Here is a 13,066-nt window from a genome sequence, read left to right as displayed (position 1 = left end):
TGTTGAACAGGAATTCATATATTATTTTGTTGTTGCAGTTAGGAAAGCTTACCGTAAGCCGGGTTCTGTGCTCTTCGTGGTTCAAACGGGAACTACCCTCCCACCAGAAGCGACAATCATCTATCTAGGCCGTACATTGCTGCACAGCTCAAGCGACCAACCTAGACACACCTCGGGCTAAGGCTGTCTCCTCCGAAGAGGTGACCGTGTCCCTTTAGGTCTTGCTCCAGATGGGGTTTACCAGGAACGAAGTCACCAGCGTTCCTCGGGGTCTCTTACACCTCGGTTCCATCCTTGCCTGTACCGGGGAATACCCGGCCATCGGCGGTCCATTTCTGTGGCACTATCCTTCAACTCGCGCTGACTGGACGTTATCCAGCATCCTGCCCTGTGGAGCCCGGACTTTCCTCTCGTGGCACCGAAGGCCACCAGCGATTGTCTGTCAAGCTTTCCGAACAACATTACATAGTATACAGGCTTTTGTCTCCCCATACAAGCTAAATATTAATGGAAATCAGCGTACAGCCTGCTTTTTAACCTTTTACATGAAACGGAATACTTCTGTATTCACCTCGGATGCAGTCACCTTCGTCTCATATCGCTGATCTGCGAGCTGAGCACGGAGCCAATCCGCTGTTTTGGGCTTCATAATTTTTTCTGTATTATGGCCCGGATCAATGATACACATGCCCGCCATCAAAGCATCATGTGCCGTATGATAGTCAATATCTCCCGTTACAATGACATCCGCTCCTTTGAAACGGGCTGTAAGCACATACCGGCTGCCTGACCCGCCGAGCACGGCCGCTTTTTTGATTTTTTTATTCAAATCACCGACCACGCGGACTTGAGGAACGTTAAATTGCGCTTTGACGACATCGACCAGCTCACCAAGGGTTTTAGGCTCCTTCAAAGGACCAAGACGTCCCAAGCCAAGTGTACGGCCTTTTAAATCGACTGCATAGAGATCATACGCCACCTCTTCATACGGATGCGCCTTTAACATCGCCTGAATCACTTTGCTCCGCAAGCTTTGAGGTACAAGCGTTTCAATCCGCATCTCTTCTACACGCTCCATCAGCCCCTGCGCTCCGATAAACGGCTGTGTGCCTTCACCTGGAACGAATGTGCCTGTTCCTTCCGTGTTAAAGCTGCATTTGCTGTATTGACCAATACTTCCTGCCCCTGCCTCCAGAATCGCCTGCAGCACCTGCTCATGATGCGTAAGGGGGACGAACACTGCCAGCTTGTAGAGTTGGTCTGTATGCACATCTTCCAGCGATTCCTTGCTCTCAATGCCAAGTGCTTCAGCCATCCAGTCATTAATGCCACCCTCGGCTACATCGAGATTGGTGTGGGCAATATAAACCGCGATGTCGTTTTTGATCAGTTTCTCATACAGTTTGCCCATAGGTGTATCTGTACTCAGTGATTTTACGGGACGGAACATAATAGCATGATGTGCAATGATCAGATTGGCTCCAATACGGATCGCTTCCTCCACGACTTCATCAGTGACGTCCAGTGCCACAAGCACATGGGTAATTTCTTTTTGCAGACTTCCCAGCTGAAGACCGATGCGATCATCAGGTACAGCCAGATGTTTAGGAGCCAGCCGCTCCATCAGTTGAATTACGGTTTGACCTTTGGCAAACATGCCAACACCTCCTGTAAACTGGTGATCAGCTGCTGCACCTCGGCTGCTTTGCCCCTGGATGATTCCTGATCGGATTTGGAAATGGACTGTAACACACCCTGCAGCTTGCCGATCTCACTCTCCCATTTGGCAAAAAACACTTCGGTAGCACGGTCCGTCAGATACGGTCCCATACGCAGCAGCAAATCCTCGGTCAATTCCACGCCGTCTTTTAAGGGACGAGCACGGTATACCTCTTTATTCGCAATTGGACTGCTCGCCTGCGGCATCGCAGTGATAATTTCATAAATTTTTCCGTCTTCCTCCAGAAGCTGCTCCGCTACGACAACCCAATGATGCTCCAGAAGCCAACGTCTCAGAATATCTTCACCTACGTTAGGCTGCAAAATCAGAAGCTGTACACCTTCCAATTTGGACAAGCCGCGCTCCAGAATGGAGGCAATCAATGCACCGCCCATGCCCGCAATCGTAATGACATCCACTTCTCCTGTGGAGATAACATCCAGACCATCGCCACGACGCACTGTAATTTTTTCCTTTAACCCGGCATCACTGACCTGCTTGCATGCAGCATCATATGGACCTGGATTGACTTCCCCTGCTACAGCCGCTGAAGCTTTGCCACTACGAATTGCGGCAACAGGTAACAAAGCATGGTCTGAGCCAATATCCGCCATCCGGCTTCCTTCAGGAATTTGATCATGTATCCGTTGTAATCGATTCGAAAGTTTCATGAAGCACCTGACCATTCATTTAATTTATTGATTTGCATTGCGTGAAGAAAAACGATAAAATAAAATCCAATCAAACATTTCAAGGATGAATTTCCAAAAGAAAGAAATCTAACTATTCAAATTAAAACGAAAGGAGACCCCGCCGCCGCCAAAGCGTCTCGCAGAAAGTCTCCCACAGTTCAATTATTCGAGGAAATCCTTGAGTCGTTTGCTGCGACTCGGGTGGCGCAATTTACGAAGAGCTTTGGCTTCGATCTGACGAATACGCTCACGCGTAACACCAAATACTTTGCCCACTTCTTCGAGAGTTCTTGTACGTCCATCATCCAGACCAAAACGCAAACGAAGAACATTTTCTTCACGCTCTGTCAATGTGTCGAGAACATCTTCGAGTTGTTCTTTCAAGAGTTCGTAGGCAGCAGCATCGGCTGGAGCGAGTGCTTCCTGGTCCTCAATGAAATCACCCAGATGAGAATCGTCCTCTTCACCAATCGGTGTTTCCAGGGAAACCGGTTCCTGCGCAATCTTTGTAATTTCACGAACCTTCTCTACACTCAAGTCCATCTCCGCAGCAATCTCTTCAGGAGTCGGTTCACGTCCAAGTTCCTGCAGTAGCTGACGGGATACCCGAATCAGCTTATTAATCGTCTCCACCATGTGTACAGGAATACGAATTGTACGTGCCTGGTCAGCAATTGCACGTGTAATCGCCTGACGAATCCACCATGTTGCATACGTACTGAACTTGTAACCCTTTTTATGGTCAAATTTCTCTACCGCTTTGATCAGACCCATATTACCTTCCTGAATCAAATCAAGGAACAGCATGCCACGTCCGACATAACGCTTGGCGATACTTACAACGAGACGCAGGTTAGCTTCAGCAAGACGACGCTTGGCTTCCTCATCCCCGTTCTCAATTCGTTTGGCAAGCTGTACTTCATCATCAGCAGACAACAAAGGTACGCGTCCAATCTCCTTGAGGTACATCCGCACAGGGTCATTAATTTTGATGCCAGGTGGCAGGCTCAGATCATCATCAAAATGGAACTCATCGTCCCCATCTCTTCCTCCGTTTTCGGAATCATCGTTTGGACGAAGGGTAACCTCTTCATCATTTTCGTTAACCACATCAATTCCAAGGTCACTGAGTTGCTCGTAGAACTCATCCATCTGCTCTGCATCCTGCTCAAACGGAGAGAGTTTTTCAATAATTTCCTTGTAGTTCAGTGAAGCTCTTTTCTTACCTGATTCAATCAATTGATCTTTAACCTGATCCAGTGTTAATTCTGTTTCTAGTTCAGTATGCTGATCATTCGCCATAACTCGACTCCCTCCTCCCTAGAAACATCCGAGTAATCTAGATGTTCACTGTCTCTCTAGGGCAATCATCTCAAGTGCAATTTGTGCCGCGCGTACAGAATCACCTGCCCGCTCTGCAGCAATCATTTCTTCTTTCTTCAGATCGTACTCTTTTTTGCGCGGATACTTCAGAACTTCCCTGATACAATCGTCAAGCACTTGAACACTCCATTCACCTGGACCATCCATCATCGAGATTGAGCTGACCGTCTTTTCCAGACGATCATCATGCAGAGAAGACATAAAACGGCTTGTATCCGGCGGTTTGCCTTGCGCGTAATAGGCATATAGATAAGCAGCAATAGCTGCATGATCATCCAAGTTAAAGGCTTCTCCAAGATGTTCATTGACATACTGGGCTGCTTCATCATCCTGCAGCATCCAGGCGATCAACTTGCGCTCAGCAGAATGGTAAGCCGGCAACAGATTGGGTGTAGGCACATGCCTATTTTGTTGCCTACCATTATTCCACCTTTTCGTGTTATTATCCCCATAATCCTCGTTATTTTTCATTGCTTCCCGTTCCTCGTTACATTCTTGCTTCAATGTCTCGAAGGATACATCAACTTCAGCCGCAAGTTCACGAAGATATACTTCACGCTCCGTCGGTGAAGACAGAGGAGCAATCAGTTTTACTGCTTCTTTGGAATAAGCGATCTGACCGCCGCCTTCTAGCAGTATATGGTTTTTTTTAAGGTTTATAAGCTTAAATTTTGTAGTTGTTACGGCACCGTCCACAATCTGGTTACGGAATCGTTCACCGCCGTGCTTTCGAATAAAATCATCCGGATCAAGTCCCTCAGGAATGAGCGCGATCTTCACCTGTAATCCGGCTTCCTCCAAGATGGGGAAGTTCTTCATGGCAGCGGCCTGTCCAGCTCGGTCGCCATCATAACACAGAATGACCTCATCACACATGCCTTTGATCATCAAGGCCTGATTTTCCGTAAGGGCCGTTCCCATAGCAGCGACACCATTCTGAACGTCCTGATCCCATGCAGAGATCACATCACCATAACCTTCAAACAAAATAACTTGTCTCTGTTTACGTATTGCATTTTTGGCCTGGTGCAGATTGTAGAGAACACGACCTTTATTGAACAACCGGGTTTCCGGGGAGTTCAGATATTTAGGCTGGCCTTCTCCCAATATACGGCCCGCAAATGCAATTGGCTTACCGCTCCTGCCATGGATGGGGAACATGATTCGGTCTCTGAACTTGTCCACATATCCGTGACCTTCACTTCGCTCTGAAAGAAGTCCGCCCCGCTCCATCTCTTCCAGCGGATATTCTCGCTTCTCCAGAAACTGTACCAGCGTGTCCCAACGATTGGGTGCATATCCAATCTGGAACTGATCAATCAATTTGTCACCAATACCGCGTGAGCGTAAATATTCCATGGCTGCCTTGCCATGTTCTGTATTTTTCAATAGAAAATGATACAGCTTCGCGGTCAGCTCATAAGCCTCCAGCAGACGTGCCGTCTCCGGATTAACATGAGCTGCTTCACGCCCCTGCCAGTCACCCATGGAGATGTGACTTTCTTCTGCCATCGTTTTGACAGCCTCGGGAAAGGACAATCCTTCGATTTCCATCCTGAATTTGATGGCGTTTCCGCCCGTGCCGCATCCGTAGCAATAGAAAATCTGTTTCTCGGGTGTAACAGTGAACGAAGGCGTCTTCTCGGAATGAAAAGGGCAGAGGCCTTTCATATACTTCCCCTGCTTGGTCAGATGTACAAATCGGCTTACCGTATCGACGATATCATGTTGCTGCAATACCGATTCAATAATACTTTCGGGTATACCGCCTTGTCCGTTACTCATCTCGGCCACCTTCATCTCTTCTAACACGTAAATATAATTCGATAAACTTACACATTCTCCTGCAAATCTTTCAAAAGTTTTGTCAGTTTATGTTGAAAAATTTCTCGGTCCTGCTCTGTGAAGGGCTTTGGCCCTTTCCCATAATGGCCTCGGCGTCTGGCCTTGGCCGCAGTATGGCGAGAATCAAGCATAAAATCAATATCCCGGTCATTAAATTCACGACCTCTAAACGACAGAACATAACAACGTTTACCAAGTGCAAGCGCTGCAAGTCCATAATCCTGGGTTATGACCACATCGTATGGCTTGATGTGATTTGCAATATACAGGTCTGCACTTTGATCACTGCGATCCACCTGCACGGTTCGTACGCCTTCTCCTCCTTGCAGCAAATGATCAAAGGAAGATACCATCAGCACAGGAATATTAAAAAGACGTGCGGTGCTGACAATCTCGGTCTTGACCGGGCACGCATCTCCATCCACAACGATGTGACGTATATTCAATTCACTCAAACCCAAACCACCCGGTTTCATAAAATAACTGCATAATTGTAATATACGACCTTTGCCATTCAAATTCCTTCTGCGTCCAATGGAGAAAAACAAAGTCTAAAATACGGAGCGGTTGTTTTAAGGCAAATTCTACAATCCGCTCCGTATATTTATACCCTCATGTATCCTTCTTTAATACTGTTCATGTATAGCTGTTATACTTTGCAACGGGAATTGCCGTTACAGCACAATTTAGCCTACCAATTTGGAAAAGTCTGCGAAACCTTTCAAGTCTTGATCAATGGCAGCCAGCAGTGCAAGGCGATTCGCACGAACCGCTTCATCTTCAGCCATAACCATGACAGAATCGAAGAATACCGTAATCGCGGCCTTCCAAGCAGAAGCAACAGATAATGCTTCTGCAGCATTGTGCTTAGCGAGTGCATCACGATAAGCTGCATTCGTTTGATTCCAGGCATCAAACAGTTGACGCTCTCCCTCTTCTGTAAACAGTTCAGGATGTACAGAAGCGTTGGATGCTTTGGCCGCCAGGTTTCCGACACGATTGAAGGACTCCACCGTTGTTTTGAACTCTTCTCCTGACAACACAGCTTTCATAAGTGCCTCACCTTTAGGAACGATCGCACTGATATCGTCAAATCCGGAAGCAATGACCGCATCCACGACGTCATAACGTACCGTTTCGGACAGCAATTTTTTTACACGTAATGCGAAGAAGTCTTGCAGGTCTTTACGAACCTCTGCGTCTGCACGTTTCAACAGATTCATCTGAGCATGAACTTCGAGCGCGGCTCCAAATACATCGGACAAGGTCAGCGGAAGCTGATGATCCAGCAGTATTTGTACAATGCCCGCTGCCTGACGGCGCAGTGCATAAGGGTCCTGAGATCCTGTAGGGATAATATTAATAGATAAGCAGCCTACAATCGTATCGATTTTATCTGCCGCACTAACGATGGCTCCAACAAGAGATGCAGGAGACTGGTCTCCGGCGAAGCGTGGCTGGTAGTGCTCAAATACCGCCTTGGCAACCTCTTCTTTTTCACCAGCTTTGCGGGCATAATCTTCACCCATTACACCTTGCAGTTCAGGGAATTCCCCAACCATCAGCGTCACAAGATCAAATTTGCAAATATCTGCGGACCGGCTAACCGCCTGAGCTGTATCTGCCGATACCTGCAGCTTTGCAGCAAGACTATCAGCAATTTTACGAATGCGGCGTACTTTGTCCCCAACTGTACCGAGTTCTTCCTGGAACACGATGCTTTCGAGCTTGGACAATGCGTCCTTAATCTCCAGCTTCTGATCTTCCTCGTAGAAGAACTTCGCATCGGACAGACGGGCGCGCAGCACCTTTTCGTTCCCTTTTGCGATGACATCCAGTGAATCACTGCCCCCGTTACGAACCGTAACAAAGTATGGCAGCAGCTGGCCTTCCTGATTCAGTACCGGGAAATAACGCTGATGCTCTCGCATCGACGTAATCAGCACTTCCTGTGGAATGTTCAGGAAAGAGAAATCAAAGGTGCCGAACAGTACCGTTGGCGTCTCAACCAGGAAGAGCACCTCTTCCAACAAATCTTCCTTGATGGCGATGTTCCAGCTTTTCTCGGCAGCCAGTGCCTCAATCCGGGACACAATCATCTGTTCACGTTCCTGAATATCTGCAATAACATGCTGGGTGCGCAGTACATCCACATAAGCGGAAGGCTCGGACACGACAGCTTCACTGCCCAGGAAGCGATGCCCGCGCGTAACGTTGCCTGATTTGACCCCCGTTACTTCAAGTTCGATTACTTCGGTTCCAAACAGCGCTACAATCCAGCGAATTGGACGAACAAACTTGAAGTCATAGGACGCCCAGCGCATAAATTTCGGAAAAGTCATCGCATGCAGTACGGAAAGCAAACCTTCTCCAATCACCGAGGCTGTATCTACACCTTTGCTGCTTTTGGTTGCATAAATGTATTCGACACCATTCAGCTCTTTGAATGTGAACTGATCCGGTTCCACACCTTGACTGCGCGCGAATCCGAGCGCTGCCTTACTCCAGCTGCCGCTCTCATCCAACGCAATTTTGCGGGAAGGACCTTTAACTTCTTCCTCCACATCCTCCTGTTTCTCTGCAACATTCTGGATCAGAACTGCAAGACGACGAGGTGTAGCATAGGCCTTAACTTCACCATACGCAATACGGGATGCATCAAGCCATTTCACGATGCGTTCTTCAAGCTGTGCGATGGCTGCGCGCATGAAACGTGCAGGCACTTCTTCCAAACCAATTTCAAACAGCAGATCTTTAGACATTCTCGGCTCCCCCTTTCTTGATCAGCGGGAAGCCCAGCTTCTCGCGCTCTTCCACATATGTCGCTGCCACTTGGCGAGCAAGGTTACGAACACGTGTAATATATCCTGTACGTTCGGTTACACTAATCGCTCCCCGTGCATCCAGCAGGTTAAAGGTATGTGAGCATTTCAGCACATAATCATAAGCCGGGGATACCAGGTGTTGTGCCATTGCTTTGTTTGCTTCTTCCTCATACATATTAAAAAGAGTGAACAGCATTTTAACGTCAGAAACTTCAAACGTATATTTGGAATGCTCATACTCAGGCTGACGGAACACATCTCCATATGCGATGCCCTCTACCCACTCCAGATCAAATACATTTTCTTTTTCCTGTATGTAAGAAGCGAGTCGCTCCATACCATACGTAATCTCCACAGCTACCGGATTCGTCTCAATTCCACCGACCTGCTGGAAATACGTAAATTGCGTTATCTCCATACCATCCAGCCATACTTCCCAGCCCAGTCCTGCGCAGCCAAGCGAAGGGTTCTCCCAGTTGTCTTCCACAAACCGAATGTCATGCTTGAGCGGGTCGATACCGAGGCGGTTCAAGCTTTCCAGATAAATCTCCTGAATGTTGTCCGGAGAAGGCTTGATAATGACCTGGAACTGGTGATGCTGATAGAGCCGGTTCGGATTTTCTCCATATCGTCCGTCAGATGGACGGCGGGAAGGCTCTACATAAGCCACTTTCCACGGTTCTGGTCCAAGTGAACGCAAAAAGGTCATCGGGTTCATCGTGCCTGCCCCTTTTTCCGTGTCATATGGCTGAACGATAATACAGTTATGCTCGGCCCAGAATTGCTGCAGCGTCAAGATCATCTGCTGAAAATTCATAATCATGCTCCTTTTCGGTTGGTTTGTTAGCAAGCGTAGAAGAAGTCCAGTCCATAATAAACAGCCCTCGCCCTACGCCTGATATACAGACGTAGGGACGAGAGCTGTTCCCGCGGTTCCACCCTACTTGGCCTGAGTCAAACAACACTTATTGTCTGCTCCGGCCCACTTTTCCGTGTCCATTCATGCTCCCGAGTGCCCTGTTCACAAACCGATTCAATCAGGCTTCCACCGTCCCTGACTCGCTTATCAATCTGAATCCAGCTTCCTACTTTCTCGTTCAATGCATGTCTCCAAAAAGAGAATTTATACTTTATAATATATAAAATCAAATATGAAGTCAATACAATTTTAGAGTATCCTACACATATCATATCCCGTACTTCTCCATCTGATCCAGAAAAGAACGGGATTTAAGGTGAAGACCAAGCTGATGATCCATAAAAGCCCGCATGACTTTTTTAATTTCATTACGGGTTGACTCACTCACCGATATATTTCCCAAACGCTGCAGGTCCAGCTGCCCAAACAAACGCAGCAGCTTTAACGTTTTTGAGCTGACAGCCATTGCTGGCGGATCAAAATGTTTGCATGCTCTGCACAGAACACCGCCGAGTCTGGGACTAATAAATAGCTGCTCATCGGGCCGCTCATGGTTGCAGGAAATACATTCAAGCAGCTGCGGACCGTAACCAGCTGCCTGTAATATTTTCATCTCATACAAACTAATGATAATGGCAGGGTCCTTATCTTCCTTCAAGGCCTGCAGACAAACTTTCAATTGTTTGAACCAGAACGCACCGGTCTCTTCATCCTGAAGCACCCGATCCAGCAGCTCACATGCATAGGAAGCATAGGCCGCCTTCACCAGATCCTCTCGCAACTCATGATTGGATTCAATAATCTCGCCTGCATTCAGTGTGCCGAGACCTGTATTACGAAAATAAACATATTGACCATACGTAAACGGCTGCACCAGTGCAGCATGCCGACTTTTTGGCTTTTTCGCACCCCGGACGAGAACTCCTGCTTTTCCGCCACTTTCGGTACAAAGTGTAACAATTTTATTACCCTCGCCGTAGTCCATGCTGCGGATGACAATGCCTTCCACTCTGTATAGCATGCCTCGTCACCTAACCATTCCTGAATCAGCCTATCAAGCTTCAGCTTCTTCGTCTTCATTCACTTCCCTTGCAGTATCCGACTCCTGACCTGACGAGTTACACGTCTCGGTATATAACAAATAGGATTCAACATCCCCTGTCATCGCAAATACCTTCCATGAAAAATCCCGCATCGGAAATTCATCCTCTCTTCGGAAATGACGTCTGGTTCTACCCGATAGGATGGAGCCTTGCAAGGGAAACTATGTGTTGCAATTAATGGATACGAAAATCACGATCGTAGTCTCACGATTTCATACAGTTATTCACGTCCAAAACCAAGATCCCGCAGCACACGGTCCTGATTTCTCCAATCTTTTTTCACTTTGACCCACAGATCCATAAATATTCTGGAGCCAAGCAGATTTTGGATATCCTGACGCGCCCGCTTGCCCACTTCTTTTAACAAAGCTCCCTGCTTGCCGATGATGATGCCTTTCTGTGAATCACGTTCAACAAAGATAACGGCCGATATATAAACTACCCCATTATCCTGTACTTTCATGTCTTCGATCGTTACGGCGATGGAGTGAGGAACTTCCTCACGAGTCATTTGCAAAATTTTCTCACGAATCAATTCTGCGCATACAAACTGCTCAGGGTGATCCGTTACCTGATCGTCCGGATAATATTGCGGCCCTTCAGGCAAATACTTGCCGATCTGCTCAAGCAATGTGCTCACATTGCTGCCCAGCATCGCCGACACAGGCACGATTTCTGCAAAATCATGCAGCTTGCGATATTCTTCAATCAGCGGCAGGAGAGCTTCCGGTGCAATTTTATCGATCTTGTTCATAACGAGAATGACCGGAGTGCGCACACTTTTCAATTGCTCGGCAATGTAACGATCTCCGCCTCCCATGCCTTCTGATGCATCGATCAGGAACAAAGCCGCCTCGACCTCACCAAGCGTGTTGAGTGCCGTTTCATTCATGTAGTCGCCAAGCTTGGATTGACGTTTGTGAATGCCCGGCGTGTCCAGAAATACAATCTGCTGCTCCTCGGACGTGTATACTCCATGAATTTTGTTGCGTGTGGTTTGCGGCTTGTCCGACATAATTGCGATTTTTTGCCCGATTACCTGATTCATCAAGGTAGACTTGCCTACATTAGGACGTCCGATGATCGCGACAAATCCGGATTTGAATGCTTGCTTTTTCATATGGTCCTCCTCAGGCGCCTAGGCCTGGAATTTATTTTTTAACATTGTTCAGATCTGAGGGCCCAAAAGCCCATGGCAGCAGCTCTGCCACTGTTGTTTCTAACAAGTCACCCTTTAAGTTTCCCAAAATGACTTTCATGTCTGGCTCACACAGCTCATACATGACTTGGCGGCATACCCCGCAAGGGGCAATCGGCCCTTCAGTATCTCCGACAATCGCCATCGCCTTAAAACTGCGAGGTTTATGTCCTCCTGCAATGGCACTGAACATTGCGGTACGCTCCGCACAGTTTCCTGGTGTGTACGCGGCATTTTCAATATTGCACCCATGGTGCACATGGCCTTCACTATCGAGCAGTGCTGCGCCTACCCCAAAATGGGAATATGGCGTGTACGCTTTCGTACGTGCCTTTATTGCTTCTTGCATTAACAAGCCATTGTCCATTTGTTTTTCTCTCCCTTAGGGTGTGTATAAACTGTGAGCTCATTTCGTTAAGCTGATTAGAACGTTTGGATTACACGGGGCACTCCGATGACAGAACAAGCTTTCGATCGCTGTTATCCTCATAAGAGTCCCAGCCAGGTCATCACAGGTTTCAGGAAAACAAAACATCCAATGATGACGGCGAACACCGCAGCCAGCAGTACAGCCCCGGCAGCGGTGTCTTTTGCCGCTTTTGCGAGCGGGTGGATATGCGGCTGTGCCAGGTCAACGGCTGCTTCTACCGCTGTATTCATCAATTCCGTAACGATAACCATAAATACGGCTGTCAGTACAAACATCCAATCCGTTCTCGAAATGTTGAAAAAAAATCCGGCTCCACACATCAAAATGGCTACTCCAGTGTGAACTCTAACATTCCGCTGCGTTCGCAAGCCGTATGCAATTCCTTCCAGAGCATTCAGGAATACGAGACCCCAGGAGCGCCTTTTCATTATCGTGTCAACCCGGCTTGAGCAAGGACAGCTTCCTGTTTGCCCATCATTTCCGCTTCGCTGGCTTCATCCTGATGGTCGTAACCGAGGAGGTGCAGGAAACCGTGTACAAATAGAAATCCTAACTCACGTTCAAATGAATGCCCGTACTCTTCACTTTGCAAGATGGTGCGGGGAACGGAAATAATGATATCGCCAAGAACATCAGGCATCTCTTCCATTTCCTCGTCCTCATCAAGCTCATAGATAATATCCAGCTCTTCATCCACGGTTTCATTCATGGCAAAGGACAGCACATCTGTCGGACGGTCGATGCCTCGGTAATCACGGTTCAGCTCGTGAATCTGCTCATCGTTTACAAACGTGAGTGCAACCTCTCCTTCAGTGATGCCTTCTGCTTCACCGGCAATAGCCAGCAGCTGCTCGAGCATTGCGATCATCGGCTCCGTAATTTCTTTATCCTGTTGTTCATTATTCCATGCGAGGTTAAGACTCATTCCTTCATAACTCCTGTCTGCTCGTA

General features: G+C 47.7%; 14 protein-coding genes and 1 other RNA gene. All 15 read right to left on the bottom strand.

What is annotated here, in order from left to right; translation table 11 throughout:
• Nucleotides 1-39 precede the first annotated feature (39 nt).
• Nucleotides 40-451: RNase P RNA component class A (gene rnpB, locus HNR77_RS07845), an RNA gene on the bottom strand.
• 90 nt (nt 452-541) lie between these two features.
• Nucleotides 542-1,657, bottom strand: a complete 1,116-nt coding sequence (locus tag HNR77_RS07840) for a Nif3-like dinuclear metal center hexameric protein (RefSeq protein WP_184182292.1) — start codon at nt 1,655-1,657, stop codon at nt 542-544.
• Entirely contained in the window at nt 1,633-2,391 is a 759-nt protein-coding gene (locus HNR77_RS07835; protein WP_184182290.1) for a tRNA (adenine(22)-N(1))-methyltransferase, read from the bottom strand. Before HNR77_RS07835 ends, HNR77_RS07840 begins: the two co-directional genes overlap by 25 nt.
• A 183-nt stretch (nt 2,392-2,574) precedes the next feature.
• Complete coding sequence (gene rpoD, locus HNR77_RS07830) at nt 2,575-3,714, bottom strand: RNA polymerase sigma factor RpoD (RefSeq protein ID WP_110897979.1); 1,140 nt, start codon at nt 3,712-3,714, stop codon at nt 2,575-2,577.
• 45 nt (nt 3,715-3,759) lie between these two features.
• On the bottom strand, nt 3,760-5,580 hold the full coding sequence (gene dnaG / locus HNR77_RS07825; RefSeq protein WP_111271935.1) for a DNA primase: 1,821 nt from the start codon (nt 5,578-5,580) through the stop codon (nt 3,760-3,762).
• Between the two features lie 47 nt (nt 5,581-5,627).
• Entirely contained in the window at nt 5,628-6,116 is a 489-nt protein-coding gene (locus HNR77_RS07820; RefSeq protein ID WP_184182432.1) for a YaiI/YqxD family protein, read from the bottom strand.
• A 210-nt stretch (nt 6,117-6,326) separates the two neighbouring features.
• Nucleotides 6,327-8,402 carry a glycine--tRNA ligase subunit beta gene (gene glyS, locus HNR77_RS07815; protein ID WP_184182288.1) on the bottom strand — a complete coding sequence of 692 codons (2,076 nt, stop codon included), beginning with the start codon at nt 8,400-8,402 and terminating at the stop codon, nt 6,327-6,329.
• Nucleotides 8,395-9,282: a glycine--tRNA ligase subunit alpha gene (gene glyQ / locus HNR77_RS07810; RefSeq protein WP_184182286.1), complete on the bottom strand. Its 888-nt coding sequence runs from the start codon at nt 9,280-9,282 to the stop codon at nt 8,395-8,397. Before glyQ ends, glyS begins: the two co-directional genes overlap by 8 nt.
• Nucleotides 9,283-9,419: 137 nt before the next feature.
• Complete coding sequence (locus HNR77_RS07805) at nt 9,420-9,566, bottom strand: hypothetical protein (RefSeq protein ID WP_184182284.1); 147 nt, start codon at nt 9,564-9,566, stop codon at nt 9,420-9,422.
• An 86-nt stretch (nt 9,567-9,652) separates the two neighbouring features.
• Complete coding sequence (gene recO / locus HNR77_RS07800) at nt 9,653-10,405, bottom strand: DNA repair protein RecO (RefSeq protein WP_184182282.1); 753 nt, start codon at nt 10,403-10,405, stop codon at nt 9,653-9,655.
• A gap of 33 nt (nt 10,406-10,438) precedes the next feature.
• Entirely contained in the window at nt 10,439-10,579 is a 141-nt protein-coding gene (locus tag HNR77_RS07795; protein WP_110897984.1) for a YqzL family protein, read from the bottom strand.
• Between the two features lie 128 nt (nt 10,580-10,707).
• Entirely contained in the window at nt 10,708-11,607 is a 900-nt protein-coding gene (gene era / locus HNR77_RS07790; protein ID WP_111271879.1) for a GTPase Era, read from the bottom strand.
• A 31-nt stretch (nt 11,608-11,638) separates the two neighbouring features.
• Nucleotides 11,639-12,052 (bottom strand): cytidine deaminase, encoded by a 414-nt coding sequence (locus HNR77_RS07785; RefSeq protein WP_111271878.1) that lies wholly within the window; start codon nt 12,050-12,052, stop codon nt 11,639-11,641.
• A 119-nt stretch (nt 12,053-12,171) separates the two neighbouring features.
• Nucleotides 12,172-12,543, bottom strand: a complete 372-nt coding sequence (locus HNR77_RS07780) for a diacylglycerol kinase family protein (RefSeq protein ID WP_145404112.1) — start codon at nt 12,541-12,543, stop codon at nt 12,172-12,174.
• Nucleotides 12,543-13,040 carry an rRNA maturation RNase YbeY gene (gene ybeY / locus HNR77_RS07775; protein WP_184182280.1) on the bottom strand — a complete coding sequence of 166 codons (498 nt, stop codon included), beginning with the start codon at nt 13,038-13,040 and terminating at the stop codon, nt 12,543-12,545. Before ybeY ends, HNR77_RS07780 begins: the two co-directional genes overlap by 1 nt.
• Nucleotides 13,041-13,066 lie beyond the last annotated feature (26 nt).

The organism is Paenibacillus sp. JGP012, from assembly GCF_014203995.1.
Lineage (GTDB): Bacteria > Bacillota > Bacilli > Paenibacillales > Paenibacillaceae > Paenibacillus > Paenibacillus silvae.
Note: the sequence above shows the minus strand (reverse complement) of the source record. Positions and strands in the feature narration are given on the sequence as shown.

Coding starts and splice junctions, on each gene's coding strand:
- glyQ (WP_184182286.1), bottom strand. CDS start 9,282: ATGAATTTTCAGCAGATGATCTTGACGCTGCAGCAATTCTGGGCCGAG.
- rpoD (WP_110897979.1), bottom strand. CDS start 3,714: ATGGCGAATGATCAGCATACTGAACTAGAAACAGAATTAACACTGGAT.
- HNR77_RS07835 (WP_184182290.1), bottom strand. CDS start 2,391: ATGAAACTTTCGAATCGATTACAACGGATACATGATCAAATTCCTGAA.
- HNR77_RS07795 (WP_110897984.1), bottom strand. CDS start 10,579: ATGCGGGATTTTTCATGGAAGGTATTTGCGATGACAGGGGATGTTGAA.
- HNR77_RS07780 (WP_145404112.1), bottom strand. CDS start 12,543: ATGAAAAGGCGCTCCTGGGGTCTCGTATTCCTGAATGCTCTGGAAGGA.
- HNR77_RS07820 (WP_184182432.1), bottom strand. CDS start 6,116: ATGAAACCGGGTGGTTTGGGTTTGAGTGAATTGAATATACGTCACATC.
- HNR77_RS07840 (WP_184182292.1), bottom strand. CDS start 1,657: ATGTTTGCCAAAGGTCAAACCGTAATTCAACTGATGGAGCGGCTGGCT.
- era (WP_111271879.1), bottom strand. CDS start 11,607: ATGAAAAAGCAAGCATTCAAATCCGGATTTGTCGCGATCATCGGACGT.
- dnaG (WP_111271935.1), bottom strand. CDS start 5,580: ATGAGTAACGGACAAGGCGGTATACCCGAAAGTATTATTGAATCGGTA.
- recO (WP_184182282.1), bottom strand. CDS start 10,405: ATGCTATACAGAGTGGAAGGCATTGTCATCCGCAGCATGGACTACGGC.
- glyS (WP_184182288.1), bottom strand. CDS start 8,402: ATGTCTAAAGATCTGCTGTTTGAAATTGGTTTGGAAGAAGTGCCTGCA.
- ybeY (WP_184182280.1), bottom strand. CDS start 13,040: ATGAGTCTTAACCTCGCATGGAATAATGAACAACAGGATAAAGAAATT.
- HNR77_RS07785 (WP_111271878.1), bottom strand. CDS start 12,052: ATGGACAATGGCTTGTTAATGCAAGAAGCAATAAAGGCACGTACGAAA.